The 22,117-nt window shown below is 48.5% G+C and carries 18 protein-coding genes and 1 riboswitch; of the genes, 5 read left to right on the forward strand and 13 right to left on the reverse strand.

What is annotated here, in order from left to right:
• Window positions 1–23: 23 nt before the first annotated feature.
• Window positions 24–1,100 (reverse strand): Gfo/Idh/MocA family protein, encoded by a 1,077-nt coding sequence (locus ACTJKB_RS16535; protein WP_440835409.1) that lies wholly within the window; start codon window positions 1,098–1,100, stop codon window positions 24–26.
• A gap of 70 nt (window positions 1,101–1,170) precedes the next feature.
• Window positions 1,171–1,485, reverse strand: coding sequence for a hypothetical protein (locus ACTJKB_RS16540; protein WP_440835411.1), 315 nt, complete (start codon window positions 1,483–1,485; stop codon window positions 1,171–1,173).
• A 130-nt stretch (window positions 1,486–1,615) separates the two neighbouring features.
• Here ACTJKB_RS16540 and ACTJKB_RS16545 point away from each other — a divergent pair, with 130 nt between their 5' ends.
• Both ACTJKB_RS16545 and ACTJKB_RS16550 read left to right on the forward strand, forming a co-directional pair.
• Entirely contained in the window at window positions 1,616–2,551 is a 936-nt protein-coding gene (locus ACTJKB_RS16545) for a hypothetical protein (RefSeq protein WP_440835412.1), read from the forward strand.
• Between the two features lie 83 nt (window positions 2,552–2,634).
• Window positions 2,635–2,874 carry an NHLP leader peptide family RiPP precursor gene (locus ACTJKB_RS16550; RefSeq protein WP_440835623.1) on the forward strand — a complete coding sequence of 80 codons (240 nt, stop codon included), beginning with the start codon at window positions 2,635–2,637 and terminating at the stop codon, window positions 2,872–2,874.
• A 41-nt stretch (window positions 2,875–2,915) separates the two neighbouring features.
• Here the strand turns inward: ACTJKB_RS16550 and ACTJKB_RS16555 are convergent, their stop codons facing one another.
• Together ACTJKB_RS16555 and ACTJKB_RS16560 are read right to left on the reverse strand one after the other, a co-directional pair.
• Window positions 2,916–4,850: an ATP-binding protein gene (locus ACTJKB_RS16555; protein WP_440835414.1), complete on the reverse strand. Its 1,935-nt coding sequence runs from the start codon at window positions 4,848–4,850 to the stop codon at window positions 2,916–2,918.
• Window positions 4,851–4,958: 108 nt separating this feature from the next.
• The gene (locus ACTJKB_RS16560) at window positions 4,959–6,854 is read right to left on the reverse strand and encodes an ATP-binding protein (RefSeq protein ID WP_440835416.1); all 1,896 of its coding nucleotides are present in this window, start codon (window positions 6,852–6,854) and stop codon (window positions 4,959–4,961) included.
• A 289-nt stretch (window positions 6,855–7,143) separates the two neighbouring features.
• Between ACTJKB_RS16560 and ACTJKB_RS16565 the strand changes: the two genes are divergently transcribed.
• Both ACTJKB_RS16565 and ACTJKB_RS16570 read left to right on the forward strand, forming a co-directional pair.
• Window positions 7,144–7,659 (forward strand): hypothetical protein, encoded by a 516-nt coding sequence (locus ACTJKB_RS16565; protein WP_440835417.1) that lies wholly within the window; start codon window positions 7,144–7,146, stop codon window positions 7,657–7,659.
• Window positions 7,660–7,713: 54 nt separating this feature from the next.
• A riboswitch (Fluoride riboswitch) is annotated at window positions 7,714–7,776 on the forward strand.
• A 75-nt stretch (window positions 7,777–7,851) separates the two neighbouring features.
• Window positions 7,852–9,186 (forward strand): voltage-gated chloride channel family protein, encoded by a 1,335-nt coding sequence (locus ACTJKB_RS16570; RefSeq protein WP_440835418.1) that lies wholly within the window; start codon window positions 7,852–7,854, stop codon window positions 9,184–9,186.
• A gap of 89 nt (window positions 9,187–9,275) precedes the next feature.
• Here ACTJKB_RS16570 and ACTJKB_RS16575 read toward each other — a convergent pair whose 3' ends face one another.
• On the reverse strand, window positions 9,276–10,502 hold the full coding sequence (locus ACTJKB_RS16575; protein WP_440835420.1) for an MFS transporter: 1,227 nt from the start codon (window positions 10,500–10,502) through the stop codon (window positions 9,276–9,278).
• A gap of 211 nt (window positions 10,503–10,713) precedes the next feature.
• Here ACTJKB_RS16575 and ACTJKB_RS16580 point away from each other — a divergent pair, with 211 nt between their 5' ends.
• The gene (locus ACTJKB_RS16580) at window positions 10,714–11,412 is read left to right on the forward strand and encodes a peptidylprolyl isomerase (protein ID WP_440835624.1); all 699 of its coding nucleotides are present in this window, start codon (window positions 10,714–10,716) and stop codon (window positions 11,410–11,412) included.
• Between the two features lie 104 nt (window positions 11,413–11,516).
• On the opposite strand, the gene ACTJKB_RS16585 is transcribed toward ACTJKB_RS16580, so the two are convergent.
• The 8 genes from ACTJKB_RS16585 to ACTJKB_RS16620 form a co-directional block, all read right to left on the reverse strand.
• Window positions 11,517–12,611: a Glu/Leu/Phe/Val family dehydrogenase gene (locus ACTJKB_RS16585; RefSeq protein WP_440835421.1), complete on the reverse strand. Its 1,095-nt coding sequence runs from the start codon at window positions 12,609–12,611 to the stop codon at window positions 11,517–11,519.
• 187 nt (window positions 12,612–12,798) lie between these two features.
• Window positions 12,799–13,125, reverse strand: a complete 327-nt coding sequence (locus ACTJKB_RS16590; RefSeq protein ID WP_440835423.1) for a hypothetical protein — start codon at window positions 13,123–13,125, stop codon at window positions 12,799–12,801.
• Between the two features lie 40 nt (window positions 13,126–13,165).
• Window positions 13,166–13,867: a pirin family protein gene (locus ACTJKB_RS16595; RefSeq protein ID WP_440835425.1), complete on the reverse strand. Its 702-nt coding sequence runs from the start codon at window positions 13,865–13,867 to the stop codon at window positions 13,166–13,168.
• Between the two features lie 169 nt (window positions 13,868–14,036).
• A complete protein-coding gene (locus tag ACTJKB_RS16600; protein WP_440835427.1) occupies window positions 14,037–16,970 on the reverse strand; it encodes a hypothetical protein in 2,934 nt (977 codons plus the stop codon).
• A gap of 89 nt (window positions 16,971–17,059) precedes the next feature.
• Complete coding sequence (gene glmU, locus ACTJKB_RS16605; protein WP_440835429.1) at window positions 17,060–18,034, reverse strand: bifunctional UDP-N-acetylglucosamine diphosphorylase/glucosamine-1-phosphate N-acetyltransferase GlmU; 975 nt, start codon at window positions 18,032–18,034, stop codon at window positions 17,060–17,062.
• A gap of 9 nt (window positions 18,035–18,043) precedes the next feature.
• Window positions 18,044–19,876 (reverse strand): glutamine--fructose-6-phosphate transaminase (isomerizing), encoded by a 1,833-nt coding sequence (gene glmS / locus ACTJKB_RS16610; protein WP_440835430.1) that lies wholly within the window; start codon window positions 19,874–19,876, stop codon window positions 18,044–18,046.
• 50 nt (window positions 19,877–19,926) lie between these two features.
• Window positions 19,927–21,282 (reverse strand): nucleotide sugar dehydrogenase, encoded by a 1,356-nt coding sequence (locus ACTJKB_RS16615; RefSeq protein ID WP_440835431.1) that lies wholly within the window; start codon window positions 21,280–21,282, stop codon window positions 19,927–19,929.
• Window positions 21,282–22,109, reverse strand: coding sequence for a response regulator (locus ACTJKB_RS16620; protein WP_440835432.1), 828 nt, complete (start codon window positions 22,107–22,109; stop codon window positions 21,282–21,284). Before ACTJKB_RS16620 ends, ACTJKB_RS16615 begins: the two co-directional genes overlap by 1 nt.
• Between the last annotated feature and the right edge of the window lie 8 nt (window positions 22,110–22,117).

Genomic DNA, 22,117 nt, shown 5'->3' on the forward strand with positions numbered 1-22,117 from the left:
CCCGGTTCCCCAGCGGCGCAGGCTCATTCCGCCGCCCAGGGCTGACGCTGCGAAACTACCGTCTCGCCGCTCCTGGCTGCCTGATCCAGCAGCAGCGCCAAATATTGGTCCTGGCTTCCTTCAGCCAGGCTATAGAATGATGGCCCGCCTTGGATATACTGCTGCATCCGGGTAAGACTCTCTGCGATGGCAAGCTCATCATCCGACAGACGCGCTGGTCCATAAGGATTTTTATACAGCCATTCTCCATCGGCCATAATTCCCTTGAGATAAAAGCCCTCCAGATTCCCGCCATGTCCAGCATCAATCCGGCGAAGGCTGCTATACAGCGGTGTGTCATAGGCCTCCAGCCAGGCTACGTCTTGATCCCTTATTTCCCCACGCTCCCCGCGAACGAGGACACGGTTGCCGCGAATCCACGAAAAATACTGCTCACCGGTGAAATCGAATACACCCAGCTTGTCCCCAAAATCCAGCGTTGCCAGGGTCTGGACAGCCTGCACCGGTACTTCGGCGGAAGGTGGACCGCTGCGCTGCGGTCCCTGAATGATCGGGGAGCGGAAATTCTGCGCACGGATGCTGACATCCTCGAAGCCAATGCTGAGCAGCCGGCGGATCAGGCTGATTCCGTGGTAACCATGCGCAGCAGATACCTGAGCCTGGCTGACGGCTCCGAGCCTGCCTGATACAGCGAGCCTAATTCTTGCGGCGTGCATCGGCTGGAACAAGTACTGCTCAGCAATCTGAATCTTCGCGGAGTGGCCAACTCGGTTCCATAGCTCCTTGAGCTGTGCCAGGTCCGAAGCGGGAGGCGTTTCAGCCAGCACCGGAATTCCCGCCTCCGCCAATCGGATCACATAGGCTGTACTGATATCCTTTTTCAAGCTCACTACGGTGAATGAAAAAGCTCCCGATGAGATATATTCCTCGATGGTGGTATACACCTTTACACCCCAAGCTCTGCTAAGAGCTGCAGCCTTTTCCTTATTCCGGACAAACATGGCCCCAACGGCAAAGCGCTCCGGCAGTTCTCGGGCGATCCTTAAATAAAACTCCGCACGCCAGCCCCCGCCCACCAGTCCAAATACTATTTTTTCCATACTTAATTCTCCTTCCCCTTAATATCTTGGTCAACCCGGACAACCTCCCTGCACTTCTCGCGCAGTACAATTATTCTCCTCTCGGCTCTCCCTGTTCCTTCATATAATTCCAGCGCTGTTCTTCATATTGGTTCTCCAACATTTCCCGCTCTCTCTGCTCCAAAAAATCCCGGTTATGGCTCTCCTTCAGACTCACTTCATCCTCGTAAATCCTCCACAGATCGGAGAACAGATAATCCTTAATTTCCACGAAGCTCCCATCCATCCTTCCCTCTTGCCAGAGCAATCCGGCAGAGGTGCGAAGCACCGTACGCCCGTCAGGAGTGGCCGCCTTTTGTCCCAAACGGATATGCATCAGCATTTGTCCGAACGTATACCATTCCATAGTATAATTCCCCCTCGAATTTAGATTGAAAACACCTGACGGGAAGACTATAATCATTTTGAATAACCATTTATTACCTGTAAACGCAATACATAGATCTTTCAAAAAGCTGATGACAGGAGACAAAACTATGGATTGGCTGCATGATTTCGATGAAGAGCTCCGTTTGGTATTTCAGGACTGCAGCAACATTATTTCAGGATTCCCTGAACCGATTCGTTCCCAAGGACTATCCTATCTCGAACAGTTTAACGTGTTTAGTACAGGAAGCCACAAAAATTACATCTGTTATCTGCTTCCCTTCTGGCTGAGGGACGGCTATGGCCTTACGGATGCCGAAGTCCGGCAACTGTCGGCGGGCAATGTCTTTTGCATGCTGTATTTCTTCATTCAGGACGACTTGATCGACAGCAGCGAGGACAGTGCAGCCCGCAAGCTCCCGCTTGCCAATCTGCTGTATGTCGAATTCCTCAACAGATATAGACCGCTATTCCCGTCAGACTCACTCTTCTGGCTCTGCTTCAACCGATATATCCTGGAGTGGGCGGACAGTATGGCCGGTGAGGCGCATGGAGATTATTTTCTGAATGACCGCCTGAAGATTTCTCACAAAGCCAGTCCGCTGAAGCTTACCAGCACAGCTGTCCTGCTGTATTCCGGTAATGCTTCAATGATTACGGAGGCGGAAGATGTGCTCCACACGGTACTGCTGACGCTGCAAATGCTGGATGACTACGAGGATTGGGAGCAGGATCTTGCCGGGGGAAGCTACAACTGTCTGCTGTCACTGGCCTGCAGTCATTTCAACACACAAAGGGAAGCGCTTACCAAAACACAGGTCAAGGATTATATCTTTACCACAGGCGGACTTGCCGAGTATGCCGAGACGGCACTAACCAATCACAGAAAGCTGGAACATTGCCACCTGAACGCCCCTCATCTCATATCCTTCCACCAGGTAATGGTTAAGAATCTGCAGCACATGGCAGCAGCCATTGAAGCAGAAAAGCAGCTTTTACAGCACGGGGGTCTCAGCTACTGGTTATCCAAACATATAAATCTGTAAATAGGAAATAGGATGTAGAATAATAGATTGGGCTATGCTATACTGATCAGGAAAATATAACCATTTTGGGAAGGGTGATTATTTTGTCAGAAGCAATTCTCCGAAATCAAGTGATTCAGAAGGCATGGGAAGATCCCGGTTTCAAGCAAAGATTACTCACAGATCCGAAAGCAGCCCTCCAAGAAGTGCTAGGCATTCAACTTCCCGATGATATTACTCTCAAGACCGTTGAAGAAGGATCCAACGAGTTCTACCTGGTTATCCCGCCCAGTCCGGCATCAGGTGTAATGAAAACAGACTTAACCACACTTAGCACCTGGTAATACTACACAGCACCTGGTAATACTACACAGCACCTGGTAATCTAACCAAGCTTAGCTTCATAGGAGCCAGAACCATCCGGCGCTTCTGCCAAAGGCAGAGTGGTAATGGATTCGGTTCCGGCTCCTTTTGTGCTCATGAAGCGGATCTCGCCCCCCATCGCCTCAATAATCCGGAACGTCACCATCAGTCCGAGTCCCGTTCCTTTGGTCTTGTTGGAAGAGAAATAAGGCTCACCCAACCGGCTCAGAACCCATGGATCCATCCCCGACCCGTTGTCCTTGATATGAATGAACACTTTATCCCCTTTGGCATAGGCCGTAATATGAATGTCCCCATCCTCTCCCAGCGACTCAATACTGTTCTTGATAATATTGATGAATGCCTGCTTGAACTTGGAGGAATTGCCCTTTACCCATAGATTACCGGCGACCTCGAGCACCATCTTGCCTCCGTTCAAATGGCATAGCGGCAGCAGGATACTCTCGATATGCTTACATTCATCCTGGACACTGAGCAGGGAGATCTTCTCGAATTCGGGTTTGGCAAATGTAAGAAAATCCGTAATGATATTGGATGCGCGGTCCAGCTCGCTGAGGGCCATGAATAAATATCGTCTCTCATCACCGCTCGACTTTTCGCTTAGAAGCTGCAGAAACCCTCTTGTCACCTGCAGGGGATTGCGCACCTCATGCGCCACCGATGCAGCCAGCTCGCTGATAATCTCCATTTTTTCGGACCGCTGCAATTCGTTGTTGAACAGCTCCAGCTCCCGTGAATACTTGACAACCTGCTGATGGTTCAAAGCGAGACGCCGCCCAAGGATGATGATCAGCGAGAGAATGAACACCACCAGCGCCCACTTCCAGTAGATCAGATCATAATTGCCCTGCCGGATATAATACCACACCAGCTCACCCGCCCCGGTCACGGCAGCAATACCAAACCCGACGGCAAAGGTGATTGCATCCTTATTCCCCCGCAGAGAGAACAGGATGACACAGGCGGTCAAAAGGATGAACTGCAGAATCATAATGATGCCGATAATGGTAGCAGACACAAAATAATAAAATTCCACCAGCCGGTTGCCCGACAGGTAATTCACAATCAGACAGGCAATGCAGAACATGGAGTAGGCCACCTGAAATTTACGAAACCGGCGGATGATTCCATGCTTGCCGCTGCCAAAAATTTTCTCGAATAAAAAGGTTAATGCAGGCAGAAGCGACAGCAGTGCCAAATCAAAAAAGACGACGCTAAGCGGGCCTAAATAACTGAAGAAGGTGTAGGTAAAAGGAGAATAAGTAATGGATAGAATTCCGGTGGAGGCGATGACTACGGAAAGGGAAGCGCCGATAGGGAAATATTCCTTGTTCAAGTAAAATGCGCAAACAAAAAGAACGATAGCCACGAATAGAAAAGCGCCGCCCAAGACCACATCGACCAGTCCGTTTTTCGAATAATCTTTTATTAGGAGACTGTGCTCACCTAGCAGCGCCTTATCTTTGATTCCGATGCGGTCTTGCAGGGTCTCCGTCCATATGTATAAGGTTTTGCCGTTGTCTTCGGTACTAAGGGGGATAAGTAGTGAATAATTGTCATGGATGAAGCTGCGGTCGCCCTCAAGAATAAGACGGTCCCCCACATATACCTTAACATGCAGCGCGTATAACGTATTAATGTAGACCGCAGGCGAAGTATACCTGTTCTCCGGCAACGGTATCCGCGTCCACGCGGAGGAAATTCCTTTGGGAAGCTCCGATGTACCTTGCAGAGCGTGGACCGTCATCCATCCCTGCTCGTCCGCAAGCGGAACCTCCTTGCCTGTCTCTCCGTCCGGGCTTCCCCATTTCATCTGCCAGTTTGTGATTTCTGTGGAGCCATACCGACCTTCTGCCGATGCCTCAAGCACACCACAAGCCATACAAAGTACGAATAGAACTACCGATAGATGTAGAATTCTAGCGAACAAGCGCATGCGAGCACCTCAGAAGTAAAATTCAGAAGCTATTGTTCTGTTATTGTTAGTACTTCGCCCCATCTACAGTCCATCCCTTCAAAAAAACGGAATTAACCAAAATAATTCCTATTTATTTGCGGACGATGGTAATTTAACAATCACCTGGGTGCCTTCACCTTTCCTGCTCTCAAATTGAATGGAGCCGTTCATGGCTTCAATAATCCGGAACGTCACCATCAGGCCAAGCCCGGTCCCCTTCTTTTTGTTCGAATAATACGGTTCACCCAGATGAGCCAGCTCACTCACCTTCATCCCCTCACCGTTATCCTGCACACTGATGATGACATACTCTCCAGACTTCCATGCAGTAATGGTAATCAGCCCATCTTCCTCAAGGGATTCAATGGCATTTTTGATCAGATTGATAAAAGCCTGCTTGAACTTGGAAGTGCTGCCCAGCACCTGGAGTCCGCTCTGCAGTTGAAGCTCAATGGCCCCTCCCTGCATGTTGGCCAGCGGTACCAGAATGCCCGAGATATGCTTAAGCTCCTCCGCTACTTCAAAGCTATCCAGTGAATCAGGCCCAGGCTTGGCAAAGGTCAGAAAGTCCGTGATGATGAGCGAAGCTCTGTCCAGCTCTTCCAAGGCCATTTGCAGGTATTCCTTCTCCTTCTTGCCGGAGCGTTCTCCCAGAATCTGCAAAAATCCGCGGGTAACCTGCAGGGGGTTACGTACCTCATGAGCCACCGAGGCCGCGAGTTCGCTGATGATCTCCATTTTCTCCGACCGCTGCAGATCATCATTGAATCTCTCCAGCTCACGGGAATATTCCAGTGCCTGTTCATGATTGCTGGCGAATCTTCTGCCCAGAATGACAATAAGCGAAAGGACAAACACAATAACCCCCCACTTCCACCATTGCAAGTGATAGCTGTTGTTGGCATAGTACAGAATTAGCTCCGTTAGTGACAATAGAGCAAATACTGAGAACCCGATTGAGAAGATAACCGCATCGCGGTCCCCTCGGGATGCAGTCTGAACAGCCACGTACAGCAAAAAGATAACCTGCATCATCATCAGCAGTCCCAGAATATCTACGGTGAAAATTCTATATATTCCGTCCAACCGGTAAGACAGCAGAGCGTTAACAATCAGAAATAGTACACACAATAGAGAATAGCCCATCTGAAATTGACGCAGACGCATAATCAGTCCACGCCGTCCTGGACCGAAAATTTGCTCAAAATAAAATGTAAACGACGGCAGCAGTGTGAATAACGCCAGATCAAAGCAGATCTCTATCCAGTGTCCCCGGGTGTGCAAAATAATCGGCAGAAACGGCGAATAGGTGATGAATAGTACGCCAAAGCAAACAATGACCAGAACCAGAAAAAAACCGCCCTTGAATACATCCAGCTTGAGAAACAGCAAACAAACCATCAATGCTGCACCCATAAATAAAAAAGCAACACCAATCACAATATCCGCCAAATCCTGCTTCACATAGACAGCCAGCAGCTTGCCGTAGCTTCCTGCTGTGATTGTGCCTTCAATCCCAAAATCCTGACCGGTTCCGCTGCTCCACAGATAAAGAAGGGAAGGCCCCTCTGCACCGGACAAAGGGATCAGCACCTTACTTCCATTATCATTCACTACATCCTGAGAATCATAAATGAGCTTATTGTCTATATAAGCTCTGAAGTTATTCCCATGGACTTTATCAATCAAAAGGCCCGTGCTCACCCCGGGCTCCGGGAGAGAAAAGCGAAGCCAGACGGCTGTGGCCCCTGCCGGAGCCACGGGTCTCGCGGATTGCCCGGCAACTGAGATCCAATCACTGTCAGGGGCCGAAGCTGCAGCAGCAGGATTGCACACTGCTGAGTCTTCCCATTTCAGCTCCCAGCCTGGCAATAAGGTTCCTGCCTTGCCGCTCCCCTGTGAGGCAACGGCCATAGGTACTATAACAATCAGCAGCAACATTGTGAAAATAACTGCCGCTGCCTTTGTTGATGAAAACTTCATTGTGGCACCTCAGTAAATCTTTAGTTGGATTTATGTAGTCCATACAACTCTTATTTTCGACAACCTTCGCACTTTACCTGCCTATTCTTGCAAAAAACCTCGAAAAAAGACGTTATATTTCAGCTGACCAGATGAACATTTACTTCAATAATGGTTAATCCATCAGCAGAATGATTATATTAAGCATAGGTTACGGTAAGGCATGAAGATTCGCCGCAAGAGATTGGGGTATAGAATTACTATAGTGAATGAAACCAAAAGTAATCACGCCAAAAGGAGCTGAACGGCGATGGGTAATGAATTTAATAAAACTGAAGCCGACTTTGTATATGAGCGTTATAGTAAAATGGGTGGAGTTTCATCCGAGCAGGATATCCCGCTTGAGGAACTTCCGGCCCACGAGAAGCCTGTCGATTGGGATGGTGTGGTCGATGACGGCTCCGATCCCGTCTTGGAGGGGGATCCTATTCTTGCTGCCGATATCAACCTCAATACTCCTGAACCGGCGCTTGGACGCCGGGCAGACAGGGTCACCAGCATAACTTCTCCTCCACCATCCGAACGGGACGAAGTACTGGAATCAGATGCAATATTTGCCGCTGAAGCTGCCGGACTGGCCGGCAGTGCGATTGATTACGCCGATGATGAAGAGCTTATAGATGACGATGAAGAAGAGCTTCCGCTCGAAGATATTCCCGATGCCGATGAACTTGAACCTGGAACGGCCATTGATCCGGTCTCCCCGCCAATCGATGCCATGCCGGGTACGGATGTTCTGAATGGATCAAATGGTGATGATGATTAACATCGTTATTTTTCGCATTGACTTTTTCACATGATGTCCTTAGTATTGGTTATAATTCAATACGGCGATGGAGTTCGCCATTAACCGTCTCTAGAGACTAATGACTCCTACCAGCAGTCCATTCGCTGGTAGGAGTCTGTTTGATTTTAGGGAACCATGTTGTAACATCATTATTTATTGGGGGCTAGGAAGATGAGAGCAGTATACGCACGGTGGGAGAAGCTTATAGAAAGGAGCAGTTATTTGGCGCTTTGGGGTACTTTTATGAAATGGATTGTACTTGGCGGCGTTGTCGGTATGCTGTCCGGTACAGCCTCAGCCATTTTCCTGAAGAGCCTGGATGCAGTGACAGAAGTACGCTTGAATCATGCCTGGCTGCTGTATTTGCTGCCGCTGGGCGGGGCTTTGGTAAGCTATCTGTACATGCGGTACGGCAAAAACAGCGGCAAGGGGAATAATCTGATCCTTGAACAGATTCAGCAAGGCGAGGAGACGATTCCGCTGCGGATGGCTCCCCTGGTCCTGTTCGGAACACTCGTTACCCATCTATTCGGAGGTTCCGCGGGACGGGAAGGAACGGCTGTGCAAATGGGCGGAAGTCTGGCGGAAGCCTTCGGCAGACTGATCCGCATCAATTCCCTTGACCGTCGAATTCTGCTTATGTGCGGGATCAGCGGCGGGTTCGGCTCCATTTTCGGTACACCTTTGGCTGGAACGCTGTTTGGTCTGGAGGTCATCGCCATCGGCCTGATCAGCCATAAGGCGCTGCTCCCCTGCTTCACAGCCAGCTTTGTCGGAGATATCGTGGCTACCCGTCTATGGAACGTCCATCACATCCATTATCAGGTAGATGTCTTTCCGGCACTTTCCATGATTGTACTGTTCAAAGTCATCCTGGCCTCCGTTCTGTTCGGACTAGCCAGTATCGCATTCAGCGAGCTGACCCATTATCTGAAAAGAACCTTCACCCGGTTAGTGAAGAATCCTATGCTCAAAAGCGCGCTCGGCGGGTTCATCATCATTGCCCTGGTCTATGTTGCCGGCACCAGAGATTATCTGGGTCTCGGGATTCCTCTGATTCAAGATTCGTTTCAGACGGATGTTGCCCCCTTCGCCTTTCTATGGAAGCTGATTTTCACCTCATTTACCCTGGGAACCGGATTTCAGGGGGGAGAAGTGACTCCGCTCTTTGCCATAGGTGCCACCCTGGGGAACAGCTTAGCCGGGTTTCTTCATCTATATGCGCCTTTTCTGGCCTCTCTGGGATTCATTGCCGTCTTCTGCGGAGCGACCAATACACCGATCGCCTGCTTTCTAATGGGGATTGAACTGTTCGGCTCAGGCGGAGCGGTCTATATGTTCATCGCTTGCCTGGTAAGCTACCTGTTCTCCGGACATTCCGGCATCTATACGTCCCAGCAGATTGGAATATCCAAAAGTGAGTGGGTCCGCATTCCCGAAGGTACCACACTGGGAGCCGTCAAGCAGCTGCGCCAGGCAGGTAAAAACGGCTACGATGGTCCTTAAAAAGGATAGCATCCGTTTCTTATCTTTCGAAAAAGACCGTCCGCTGAAAAGTTGCCTTCAGGCAGACGGTCTGTCAACAGCTTCTGTTATTAATTGTCCAGTATCACTTTTTGTCCCGTGACGTGGGTGGCTTCCACTTTTGCCTCCAGCTTACGGGTTTTGACCAGCACCGCCGCCAATAGGAGCATCACACCGTTAATGACAAATATCCAGCGGATCGGAAGAAACGCCCCCAGAAGTCCGCCGATAATCGGCCCGGCCATGGTTGCCAGCTGGGTGGCTGCCTGATTCAGACCGAAGGCCCGGCCACGGAAGCCAGGGTCAATCACCTGCACAATCATCGCATTCACCGAAGGCAGCACACCGGCATAGAACAAGCCGTAAGCAAATCGCAGGATGGCGAACTCTACATAACCCGATACAAAATACTGCAGAATATTGCCGATACCTCCGCCGACCAGGCCGATAAACAGAATGAACCCAAAGCCCTTACGGCTACCGAGACGCCCCCACTGCGGAGCCATAATTACCGTGGCAATCCCTACAGCAGAGAAGACGATGCCAGAGCTTAGGGAGGCGCTGTTCCTTGAGACCCCCATGTCGAGCAGATAAATCGGTAGTAGCGGTTCCAGGATCATCACGGAAAAGGTCGCCAGCCCCGCCAGAAGCAGCAGCGTCATAAACGCGGGATTCGCCCGCGCTTCCCGGATATCATCTCGCACACGCGATCTCGGTGCCGACCGGTCATAATTCTCTTCCTTCGCAAAAAAGGTGGCAATCAGCGCCGATACCAGCACAATCACGGCCGAGAACAGAAATGCGCTGCGGTTGCTGGAATAATAGCTGACCACGCCGCCGATCAGCGGGCCGATAATACTCCCGGTAGCTCCGGCCGTAGACATAATGCTGAGCGCATAACCTGTCTTGTCTTCCGGTGTATTGGTGGCAACCATCGCAATGGCTGCCGGAACAAAACCCGCCAAGAGTCCCTGAAAAATCCGCACGATAATAAACACATATGGATCATGTACGAAAAAGTTGATCAAATACAGCGCCGCCAGGCTGAAGCCCGACCGGATCAGCATCGGCTTGCGCCCGTATTTGTCGGCGAGCGACCCCCAGTAAGGTGAAATCAGCGCACTGGCAAGAAAGGTAATGCCAAAGCTGAACCCTGACCAGATTTCCAAATGATTCGTAACACCCAGCTGGTCGCTCAAAAAGATCGAGAGGAACGGAATCGAGATCGAATATGCTGTACTGCAAAAAAACACCCCTACCCAAAGCACGATCAGGTTCCGCTTCCATGAAAAACGCATGCTGCACACGTCCCTTCTGAGTATTCTTGGAAGCATCATCCTTTCATTGTAACTCTCATTCAGGGATGTGCCAACCAATGCCGTCACTTCACTTTTGCAAGGAGCAGGACAAACGGGGTATGATAGGGTAGATGAACTACGATATTTATAGATCAAAGGAGCGATTAAGAACGTGAAGCGTACAAGAAGAAATCCCGTCATCCTGCTGCTGATGATGAGCCTCCTGCTGGTGATTGCCGCTGGCTGCGGCAACAAGCCCGGGAATAACAACAGTTCAGCCAATAGCGGAAACAGCAGCAATGCAGCGGGCAATACATCAGGCAATGCTGCGAGTCCTGCTCCCCAAGAGAGTGCTGCGGCACCCACTGAAGGTGTACCTTTGGCAACAGCCAGCCATCCGGTAGTCACGATAGAGATGGATAACGGCGGCATCATTAAGGCCGAGCTGTACCCTGAGGTCGCTCCTAATACCGTCAATAACTTCATCTCTTTGATTCAAAAAGGCTTCTATAACGGAACGATCTTCCACCGCGTAATTCCAGGCTTCATGATTCAGGGCGGAGATCCAGATGGCACGGGTATGGGTGGACCAGGCTACGGCATCGCAGGTGAATTCACAGCTAACGGCTTCACCAACAATCTGGCGCACACGCAGGGCGTACTGTCCATGGCAAGAAGCCAGGATATGAACTCCGGCGGCTCCCAGTTCTTCATTATGGCTGCTGCGTATCCAAGCCTGGACGGCCAATATGCTGCTTTCGGGAAGGTTACCGAAGGCCAGGATGTGGTAGATGCCATCGTGAATCTGCCCCGTGACAGCTCAGACCGTCCGGAACAGCCACCGGTCATGAAGAAGGTCACCGTGGATACGCTAGGCGTAACTTATCCCGAACCGGAAAAGGTACAGTAGATATTCCCAAGCTGTATTTACTCCCGGCCCTCCGGCAACTACAATAAAGAGCCTCTTTTCCCATACCGGAAAAGAGGCTCTTTATTGTATCCGCAGCTGTTATGTTATCTTCTGCTGAGCACATGGTGACTGTCACGCAGGAAGGTGCTGCGGCTGTTCCGCAGCAGGTTGATGCGCTCCTGTGCCAGATGATCCGCCGCCGCATAAGCAGGTATTCCGCTGGTAGAGGAGATTTCCAGCACCCGCGATATACTGTCATAGATTTTGGCAATCTGCTTGAAGGCGCGTTCCTTGTTGTATCCGTTCAGCTCATCAGCCACATTGATTACACCGCCCGCATTAATGACATAGTCAGGAGCGTACACAATTCCCATCTCATGCAAGGCATCCCCATGACGCGGTTCTTTCAACTGATTGTTGGCTGCACCGGCGACAACCTTCGCCTGAAGAAGCGGCAGCGAGTCATCATTGATCGTGGCGCCGAGGGCGCAGGGCGCATAAATATCACTTTTGACAGAGATGATGTCTGCAGGATCAACTGCTTTGGCCCCATACGCCTCTACCGCCCGCTTCACCGCTTCCTTGTTAATATCGGTTACGATCAGCTGCGCGCCTTCCTCATGCAAATACTTGCACAGCGTGAAGGATACATTGCCGACACCTTGTACTGCAACGGTCTTCCCTTCCAGAGAATCGCTGCCAAAAGCCGCCTTCGCCGCTGCCTTCATCCCTTGGTATACGCCAAAAGCTGTGGCCGGGGACGGATTGCCGGAAGAACCATAGGTTGCCGAAATCCCGGTCACATAATCCGTTTCCTGATGAATGATATCCATGTCTGCTTCCGTGGTGCCCACATCCTCGGCTGTAATGTAGCGGCCGTTCAAACCTTGTATGTATCTGCCGAAGGCACGGAACATCGCCTCGTTTTTGTCCTTTTTGGGGTCCCCGATGATTACCGTCTTGCCGCCGCCCAGATTGAGCCCGGCTACAGCATTTTTGTAGGTCATTCCTTTGGACAGCCGGAGCGCATCTACAATCGCGTCCTCCTCCGAAGCATAGGTCCACATTCTTGTTCCACCCAGTGCGGGACCCAATGTTGTGTCATGAATGGCGATAATGGCTTTTAGTCCCGATGCCTTGTCCTGACAAAACAACAGTTCCTCGTAATCGTCCCGCTCCATTGCTGCAAACAATTCCATTTTATTCATTTCTCCTGTCTCAGCTCTTTATTCGTGTTATGTTTCATAACAAAATTAGTACTTCCAGAGCGTATTGTCAATATCTTTTGTCCGTATCCAGTGGATTTTCTTATTTAATCCACTCAAAACCGATATTAATTCACTTTTAATGTCAGATGTATGTTAGGATTCATTTCAGCTTGATATTCTATTCCCAGTACTGATCCGGCCGATATTCAATCTCCGATTGGACCGCTATCGTTAAGCATTCAGAGGAAATGTCGTAGGCTACCAGGTTGTCCCCTACATAATACCAATGTTTGATATTCGGCCCTCCCACCGGTTCTTCGAAGCGGAATACATTCAGTTCAGACCTCAGCTCCACGACAGCCGCTCCCTTGTCAGCAGGCACACCGAATAAAGTAATCAAGGTCAGATCTCCTCGCTGATCAAAGGTATACGTCACTCCGTCCGTGCTGCTGACAAGCATGCGCCCTGTTACGGAATGCTTTACGAGCACTCTCTCCTGCCCCATGATTGGATTCCTCCTTAAAAAATGACCTGAGTTGTATTGCCTATGGCAGATCAATCAGCATGACGAGTGCATCCTGGGCAGCGGTAAGCGCCAGCTTGGAGACATCTTCAATCCGGGCAGAATCTCCCGGCTTCAACACCGTGTCTCCGCTTAGCTCCAGCTGTCCCTCGATCAAATATATAAAGATGCGTCTTCCGGGCTCTTGTTCAAAATCCAGTGTCTGTCCGGCCTGCGCCCGGCCAAGATAAATCGTCATGTCCTGGGCAATATCCACGACTTCCTCTGACCGTTCGGAAGCTACTACAGGGAGCAGCCTGCCTTGAAGCTTCGCCGGAACAAAGCGGCCCGTACCGTAAGATGGTGCGGTACCGCGGGTGCGTGGCATGAACCACAGCTGCAGCAGCCGTACCTGCTCGGTATCCGAGGGATTATGCTCAGTATGAATGGCCCCTGTACCTGCTGACATCCGCTGGATGCCGCCAAACGTCGTTTCGACCACATTCCCCAGGTTGTCTTCATGGCGCAGTCTTCCCGACAATACAATAGAGACGATCTCCATATCGCTGTGCGGATGGGCGCCGAAGCCCCTTCCCGGAGCGATCGTATCGTCGTTGCAGACGCGCATGGGGCCAAACGCCGTATTCCCGGGATCGTAGTAATCACCGAACGAGAAAATATGTCTCCCTTGCAGCCAACCATGATCAAAGCGATGGGCGGAGTCCGCCGAATAGACTTGAATCATCTTATCTCCCCCTTGTCATAGTCACCTCATCTACCCTAAAAATATTGTAGCAGAAAGCGCAGGAAAACAAAAAAAGAGAGGGCTTGAGGGTAATCCTCAAACCTTCTCATCCTTTCAGGCAGCCTCTGCTGCATACGCCAACTTTGCAAAAAATTTAATAAGCGTCCCATCAGTATTCGCCATAAGCTTGGCGAAGAATCTCAAAACTTTGCTTCTTACGTTCGTGGGAAGTAGGTTCATCCCATGAATCCCATTGATAAAAAACCGGTTCAGATTGCGCAAATGAGGATTGACCCTTCGACTCTACAAAGGGTTCCACCTTTACCCCTTCGCTGGTTGTAGCTACAATTCCATCAGCCACATATGGATAACGCCAGACCTGTTTACTACTAGGGTCCGTATAACCAAGCATCATCCAGGGAATGCGTATTTCCAGTATATTCTCAGCTGCATACCAATCGGCCAGCGTATTAAATGCAGAATCATCAGGATCAGTGGTTCCGGATTTCATAAGCCCTACTTCATACTCTTCAAAAGGAACTGTCTTTTTACTTACCGGCAGATAAAGCGCTTTGTTGAGCGCAAGTTTCCAGGGTAGAAAGAGGCCTAGCTTATCCTGGCGGTATCTAGGGTCTCCAGGCAGCATGTTCTTGGTATACGCATACAGCCATGTATGCTGATCATACGCACTATTTACAAAGAGACGGGTATCCTTCTCACCTTGCATCCGGAGTAAAAATTCAATTCCACTGGAGAAGGTTGCACCGGGCGCTTTATCAGCAACCAGACTGCCACCCTTCAAGGTATCAAAGCCGATATCCACAGTATCTTTTGAAAAATCCCATTCTCCTTCTTGCTTCTTTAACAGAAGATACAGATAGGCCTCATCGTGAGATACCGTGAGATCAAAGTTATCGTACGATTGTTTGACTTTAAGCGGTCTCTTCTCCCAATCCGTTGTCTTCCCGTCCAGAATGATCATATCTGAAGCGGACTTGCCTGGCTCTACAGCAATGACTCCAAAATTCTCTTCATTCGTTAAGCGATTTCGCCACATCGCCCGGCGTTCCACAGGGATCTCCAGATCGAAAGTATTCCAGGTATATTTAAACCACTCATCCTGCCACGAAAAAAGCAGCGCTCCATCGTAGCGTTCATCATAGATGCTTTTAAGCATAGCTGCATCCATCTGTCCTTGTTCTTGTTCGGTATGCATCCCCTGGTTTAGACCCGCTGCCCCAAAATGCGTGATTCCCCGCGAGCTGGGGACGCCAAATTCCGATACAAATACCGGAATGCCATTATGGTAGGCGCGCAGATCATGCAAGTAACCCGCATAGGGGTTGATTTTGCCATCCACGTCACGGTAACTTTGATACTTCGCCTCATACCGCAAAAAATCAGGATAATACGGATATACATGATAGGAAGCAAAGTATCCGGCCGTCCAGGCAGAGGTTGCTGCCACATGCATCGGATCTACAGACACCAAATCTTCCTGCTTAAGCGGCTCATTCGGATGATTAAGCGGATCGGTAGACAGCCAGTTCGTAAATGCGGCAGGGTGCTGCCAGCCATACTGGATTTCCTTATGGGCGAGAACCTCCAACATAGAGGCAAGCCAGCTCTCAAATGGAGAAGCATTCTCCCTTGCTGTGAAATAATCCCCTTTAAACGGAGGCATATCCGGGTGCAGCGAATTGGTAACCTGAACTGTATAAGGAAACCACTCCGTCCCTACAATCCAGCCTAACAAATATTGCGAAACATCTGTACGGTACTCTCCACTTGCGTGACCATACCGGGTGGGTAGAGTGATATCTCCATGAATGACCCCCACGGCATCTTCTATTTCTTTGGTGAAATCCTTGGTAATCTCCGGGGTAAAAGCATCTCTCCCCATACGATCTTCCCCGGCAAGCTCCTCGTCCGGTGCCCAGATTCCCTGCATAACGAACAAAGGCACCTCAGCGCTTTCGTTGAAATCATTCAGAGCTTCATAAAAAACAGGCGGCAGGATCGTATAGATACGGACTACTTTTACATGCATCTCTTGCATTTCTGCAAACCATCGCAGGTAATCTGTGCGGGAGGGTGAAAGCTCTCCGGGAAAGTGGCCAGGTGTGGTTGCCCCCAGGTTCATCCCCGCCCAGAAGGTTTGCTTCCATGACGTACCATCAAACAGGGTCAGATGTTCTCCATCCACCTTTGCGATTTGTTTGATTCCACCCGATTCAAAAACAGGCATAGCTTTTGGGGTTGATTGGACTGACGCTGAAGCAGAGGCGGTGTATTTCGCAAGTTCACGCCAGCTGTCATAATCGTGAATAGCAATTCCCTTATAGAGGGAATACTTCTTCAGCTTTTCTTTTAGAATGGTCAGCTGCCGCTCCATTTCATCAAGACCCTCTTCATGGAACGTCGTGTCATTCCCTTCCGAACTTTTTAGAAGGTTCACACCTACCACTACTTTGTTGTCTTCAGCACCAGCCTCATTAAAGATAGGCGTAACGATCTCCATAATGGAATTGGTTCCTTCAGCGTGATCCCGATAAGACATTAGCGTAATATGATCCATTCTATGGATCAGCCACTTGCTGAGGGTTTCCGTTGTGCCCGGGATCATAAGCTCATTGATCCAGAAGGGAACGTCCGCGCTGACTTCGAGTTTTTGATCCTTTTTAGTTTCTTTGACCAAAAGCTCTATGTTTGTCATCCACTGCTTGGTGATTTCTTCTTTATGATCATCCCAATGGGCCAAAGTATAAAATTCAATATCTACATGAATCCCATGGAACCTTTCTTCTTTATTTACAGATTGATTATAATCCTGTACCCAGTCCACAAAGGTTTGGATGCTTTTTTGATTTTCCGGTAACGACCATAAGGGGTCGCCGGCAAGTGCATCCACTTGTATGCCGGCTGCACCCGCTTTCTGGATAAACGAACGATATGCTTCCTGCGTAATTGATTTTTGATCAATATGTAAATAAATGAGGTTAATTCCGTTTTGCTTGCTGAACGCAACAATATCGTCTGCTTCTTTAGATATAATTTCCGGATTCCATATCCAAGTCGATTTGATCAAAGCGGGCCCGGACATATAGAAATACAACCAAATGGCAGCTGCCCCTATCAACAACATGCCGAAGATAACGAATTTCCCTTTTGGTTTCCTTCGTGATGTGGTGTTCATTGTATTTTAGGCAACCTCCTACCCGTAACCCGAGCGTATTGAACCTCTGCTTCTCGATCAACCTGACAATCCCTTAGATCGGCATGAGGTCCTATTATGCAGTTTTCACCAATGGAGGTATTCCCTCGAAGGAACGAACCCGGATGAATGACCGTATCCGCTCCAATAACAACGTCCATATCAATATAAGTTGAATCAGGGTCGATAAAGGTCACGCCGTTTCTCATATGCTGCTCATTTATTCTGGTACAGAGAAGTTTCTGGGCCGCAGCCAGCTGCACCCTATCATTCACTCCCATTCCATCTTCCGCATTATCCGTCCTATAAGCAGCAATGCGATGATTCTGATTTTTCAGGATTTCTATGACATCGGGCAAATAATACTCTCCTTGTACGTTGTCATTCTTAACCTGAGTAAGCGCCTGAAATAAGTGTTGATTATCAAAGCAAAAGATTCCGGTGCTAATCTCAGAGATTTCCCTTTCACCCATTGAAGCATCCTTGTGTTCCACGATACGCTCTACCAAACCTTCAGGGGAGCGGATGATTCTGCCGTATCCAGCAGGATCATCCAATATAGCAGTCAAGACGGTCGCCGCCGCTTGACTTTCTTCATGCTGCTGCATGAGATGCTTCAGGGTTTCCTCTCTGATTAATGGAGTATCTCCACTCACTACAATCGTTGTTCCCGTCTTATCCTGTAAAAATTCCCTGCTCAGCATAACGGCATGGGCTGTACCCAGCTGTTCCTCTTGAAATACGTACTTCACAGCCGTTCCCAGCTGTTCCTTTACTTGTTCAGCACCATGTCCCACAATGACCACGATCTCATCGACCCTAAGGCTGTTCAACCGATCAACAACATGCTGAACCATAGGTTTTCCGCAAACCGCGTGCAGCACCTTATATTGTTTCGATTTCATTCGGGTTCCTTTTCCCGCTGCCAGAACAACCGCATAATGATGTCTCATGTTCCCCACTTATTCAACCGTGACGCTTTTGGCCAGATTGCGTGGTTTATCCACATCATTACCGAGAGATATGGCAGTATAGTAGGCAATAAGCTGTAAAGGAAGTACCGATAAGATCGGTGTAAACAGAAACTGCGTTTGAGGAATTAAACACACGTCATCTACAACTCTGTGCAGCTCGATATTTTCTTCCAGTGTAATCCCGAGTACGTGAGCACCGCGGGCCTTTACTTCTTTAATATTGCTGACCATTTTTTCATAAAGATCCACTTGGGTGGTCAAGGCAACCACGGGCGTTCCTTCCTCAATTAATGCAAGCGTCCCATGCTTTAGTTCACCTGCCGCGTATGCCTCAGAATGGATATAAGAAATTTCCTTCAACTTTAGAGAGCCTTCCAGGGCAACGGCATAATCCATACCGCGGCCCATATAAAACAAGCTGCTGTGATTCTTAATAGATTCAGCATACAGGCGGATATCGTTGGCACGCTGAAGTACGGCTTCCGCTTGTTCAGGCAATTTGCAAAGAGCTTCAATCATGAGCTTACGCTCATCTTCGGAGAGTACTTCTTTTACTTGCGCAAGGTACATCCCAAGTAAATAGAATACTATTAACTGTGATGTATAGGCTTTGGTAGAGGCGACAGCAATTTCCGGCCCTGCTACGGTAGCAATCACAGCATCGGCATCGCGGGCAATGGAGCTTCCGGGTACATTGGTAATGGCCAGGACCTTTGCGCCAAGACGTTGACTCTCCCGTAAAGCAGCCAACGTATCCGCTGTTTCTCCAGACTGGCTTACTACAATGACCAAAGTTTTCTCTGTAATAATCGGACGGCGGTATCTAAACTCAGAAGCGACATCCACTTCCACCGGTACCCGGATCAGCTCTTCAATCACAGTTTTCCCGACCAATCCAGCATGATAGGCAGTACCGCATCCTATAATATAGATTTTATCCAGCGCCTGGATTCGTTCTGAACTTAACTGCAATCCTTCAAAGACAATGTTTTCCCCCCCGGCATCAATCCGGTTCAATATGGTTTTGCGAAAAGCATTCGGCTGTTCATAGATTTCCTTCAGCATAAACGTTTCATAACCGTCCTTCTCCGTTTGCACCATATCCCAGTCGACTCGTAAAAGTTCACGCTGAAACGTCTCATTCGAATCTATTTTCAGCAGAGAGACATCACTTTTCGTAATAACTGCCATCTCTCCATCCTCCAGGATGTAAAAATCACGGGTATATTCTAGTACGGCTGAGATGTCGGAGCCAATGAAGTTCTCTCTCTCTCCCACACCAATAACTAAAGGGCTAGCCAATCGAACGGCGATCAGCTTGTCCGGTTCATACTCCGTGACAACCCCGAGAGAATACGCACCACGCATTTTTGCGGCCGCCATTTGAATCGTAGAAACAATATCTCCATCGTATAAGTCCGCAAGCAAGTGAACGATGACTTCGGTATCAGTCTCTGATGTGAAGATCACACCTTTGTCCAGCAACTCTTTTTTGAGATCAAGATAATTCTCTATAATTCCGTTATGAACTACAGTGAACATCCCTGTTTCATCCGTATGAGGATGTGAATTCTCATCTGATGGACGTCCATGGGTCGCCCAGCGGGTATGGCCTATCCCTACGGAACCCTCTAGAGGAGAATGCTCCAGCCGTTCTTCTAGAACAGCTATGCGTCCCATAGACTTGCACACTTCCACTTTCTCGCCGTTATAAACCGCGATTCCAGCGGAATCATATCCGCGATATTCAAGCTTTTTCAAACCATTCGTTAAAATCTGTTGTGCCTGACCCGCTCCAATATAGCCCACAATTCCACACATCCGACTATCTCCTCATCCCATTGAATTTTTCATAATAATTCTGAACCTGCCTACGCTAAAAGGGAGAGCAATTCTTTTTCAGCCGGTATCTTTACCGTTGTCCCGAGCTGATAGATATGCGGTGCCTCTATGCCTTGAAAAGCATTGCGTGTATCAATAATGGCTACACCTAAACCGGCAAGCACCTCATAGTCAAAACTGTTGTGATTTGTAACAAGTACAAAGCAATCATAGCTTCTCATTTTCTCCAAATCGTATGGAATCGAATGAACCATGTTCCCATGTTTGTCGACAAAGCTTTGTGCATGCGGATCATAGTAATCGACACTCGCTCCATTTTCTTGAAACAGCTCATAGATATGTAATCCTGGTGACTCGCGCATGTCGTCAATGTCCGGTTTGTAGGCCATCCCCAGGATGAGTACGTTGGATTTTCTAATAGATTTTTCATAGACGTTGAGGACTTGGCCTGTTTTACTGATCACATAATCAGGCATATTGTCATTCACGGATTGAGCCAGTTCAATAAATTTGCTGTGAAAACGGAACCCTTTCGCTTTCCAGGACAGGTACATCGGATCAAGCGGAATGCAGTGCCCGCCAATTCCCGGACCCGGGAAAAACGGCATATATCCAAAGGGTTTCGAAGAGGCGGCTTTGATGACCTCCCATACATTGATTCCCATCTTGTCGCACATCAAGGCCATTTCGTTCACAAAGGCAATATTTACACTGCGGAACGTATTTTCAAGCAATTTGGACATCTCAGCTACCTTAGGCGAAGAAACGGTAATTACTGTTTTCACCGTATTTCCGTATAAAAGCGAGCCAAGTTCTGCGCACTTCGGAGTGGTTCCTCCAATTACCTTTGGCGTATTATAGGTGTTATAAGAAGTATTACCTGGATCTACACGCTCAGGAGAGAAGCAGAGGAAGAAATCTTCACCTACGGTTAAACCGATCTTTTCAAATTCCCATTGAATCAGTTCTTCCGTTGTACCGGGATAAGTTGTACTCTCCAATGTGATTAACATTCTCTTTTTCATATGTTTCTTGATCATATTGACTACACTGGTGATATATGAAGTGTCCGGATCCTGATTCTCGCTCAGCGGTGTGGGTACACAAATACTGATGGCATCTAACTCTTCAAGCGCTGAAAAATCGAAAGTCGGAAGGAACTTTCCCATGGACAATTGAATAATCTCATCCGGAACATCTTGAATATAGGACTTGCCCGATAGCAATTTTTCAATTTTCCGGACATCCAGATCTATGCCAACGACTGAAAAACCGCTCTTCACCATCTCCATGGCCAGGGGAAGACCCACATATCCGAGTCCAATTACCCCGATTTTCGCTGTTTTTGCTACGATTTTTTGTTTCAAATCAGAATAGTTCTTCATTACTTCATTTCCCCTTTATCGTCATTTTCTTGAAACAGTCTTTTAATTCGAACAGCCAGCTCTATCGGTGAAAAGGGTTTGATCATGTAATCAGAGACGCCCATTTCAAACGATTTTTGGATGTCTTCATCCAATCGTTTATCCGTCAAGACCATTATTTTATAGTTATTTGTATGTTCACTATTCTTGATCGTATTGATGAGCTGGTAACCATCCATGATCGGCAGATTCAACTCTGTAATCACCAAATCCGGCCCCAACTCTAGATATTTTGCTATCCCTTCCCTCCCGTTATTGGCAAAATGGACATCATAGCCTTTTTTATGCAAATAAATGCCCAAATACTCATTAACCGTTTCATCATCATTGACTACTAAAATGCTGATTTTCCGCTTTTTATTCAGAGCTTCAACGTTGAAAATCCGAATTCCCCCAACCGCGCCTGAACCTTTACTCATCTCATCCAGCATCTCACTTAATATCCGCACAGCCGACTCACCATTCTCCGGGAAGCTCGCGATTAGGATTTGTCCGGCTAACAGCTTCCGTCCCAGCAGATAATCCTTAACAACCAGAGAATGATAATGGGTATGGCTAAGGTTTAGATCGTCTATCAAAATAGCTAAAATACTACTTTCATTATCGTAATAGTATTGTGCAAATATAGATCCCTCCTTACCGAAGTAAAGCTTCATATCCTGCAAATCCTTCTCTTGGATCTCATGGGATTCGACAAGAATGATCCCGTAAGAGATTTGACCCGCCTGATAGTAAGTAAGAAAAAATTCAAACGCATCCTGCAGCTTTTTCGATGACTTTCTTTCCATGACTTTAA

It is taken from the genome of Paenibacillus sp. 22594 (assembly GCF_052044425.1).
Classification (GTDB): Bacteria; Bacillota; Bacilli; order Paenibacillales; family Paenibacillaceae; genus Paenibacillus_AQ.

Bases quoted from the DNA above. Each gene is read 5' to 3' on its own strand.
- ACTJKB_RS16615 (WP_440835431.1), bottom strand. From the start codon at position 21,282: ATGAAGAACTATTCTGATTTGAAACAAAAAATCGTAGCAAAAACAGCG.
- ACTJKB_RS16555 (WP_440835414.1), bottom strand. From the start codon at position 4,850: ATGCGCTTGTTCGCTAGAATTCTACATCTATCGGTAGTTCTATTCGTA.
- ACTJKB_RS16590 (WP_440835423.1), bottom strand. From the start codon at position 13,125: ATGGGGCAGGAGAGAGTGCTCGTAAAGCATTCCGTAACAGGGCGCATG.
- ACTJKB_RS16535 (WP_440835409.1), bottom strand. From the start codon at position 1,100: ATGGAAAAAATAGTATTTGGACTGGTGGGCGGGGGCTGGCGTGCGGAG.
- ACTJKB_RS16600 (WP_440835427.1), bottom strand. From the start codon at position 16,970: ATGTCCGGGCCCGCTTTGATCAAATCGACTTGGATATGGAATCCGGAA.
- ACTJKB_RS16540 (WP_440835411.1), bottom strand. From the start codon at position 1,485: ATGGAATGGTATACGTTCGGACAAATGCTGATGCATATCCGTTTGGGA.
- glmS (WP_440835430.1), bottom strand. From the start codon at position 19,876: ATGTGTGGAATTGTGGGCTATATTGGAGCGGGTCAGGCACAACAGATT.
- ACTJKB_RS16595 (WP_440835425.1), bottom strand. From the start codon at position 13,867: ATGATTCAAGTCTATTCGGCGGACTCCGCCCATCGCTTTGATCATGGT.
- ACTJKB_RS16580 (WP_440835624.1), top strand. From the start codon at position 10,714: ATGATGAGCCTCCTGCTGGTGATTGCCGCTGGCTGCGGCAACAAGCCC.
- ACTJKB_RS16570 (WP_440835418.1), top strand. From the start codon at position 7,852: ATGAGAGCAGTATACGCACGGTGGGAGAAGCTTATAGAAAGGAGCAGT.
- ACTJKB_RS16560 (WP_440835416.1), bottom strand. From the start codon at position 6,854: ATGAAGTTTTCATCAACAAAGGCAGCGGCAGTTATTTTCACAATGTTG.
- ACTJKB_RS16620 (WP_440835432.1), bottom strand. From the start codon at position 22,109: ATGGAAAGAAAGTCATCGAAAAAGCTGCAGGATGCGTTTGAATTTTTT.
- ACTJKB_RS16575 (WP_440835420.1), bottom strand. From the start codon at position 10,502: ATGCGTTTTTCATGGAAGCGGAACCTGATCGTGCTTTGGGTAGGGGTG.
- ACTJKB_RS16545 (WP_440835412.1), top strand. From the start codon at position 1,616: ATGGATTGGCTGCATGATTTCGATGAAGAGCTCCGTTTGGTATTTCAG.
- ACTJKB_RS16565 (WP_440835417.1), top strand. From the start codon at position 7,144: ATGGGTAATGAATTTAATAAAACTGAAGCCGACTTTGTATATGAGCGT.
- glmU (WP_440835429.1), bottom strand. From the start codon at position 18,034: ATGAGACATCATTATGCGGTTGTTCTGGCAGCGGGAAAAGGAACCCGA.
- ACTJKB_RS16585 (WP_440835421.1), bottom strand. From the start codon at position 12,611: ATGGAATTGTTTGCAGCAATGGAGCGGGACGATTACGAGGAACTGTTG.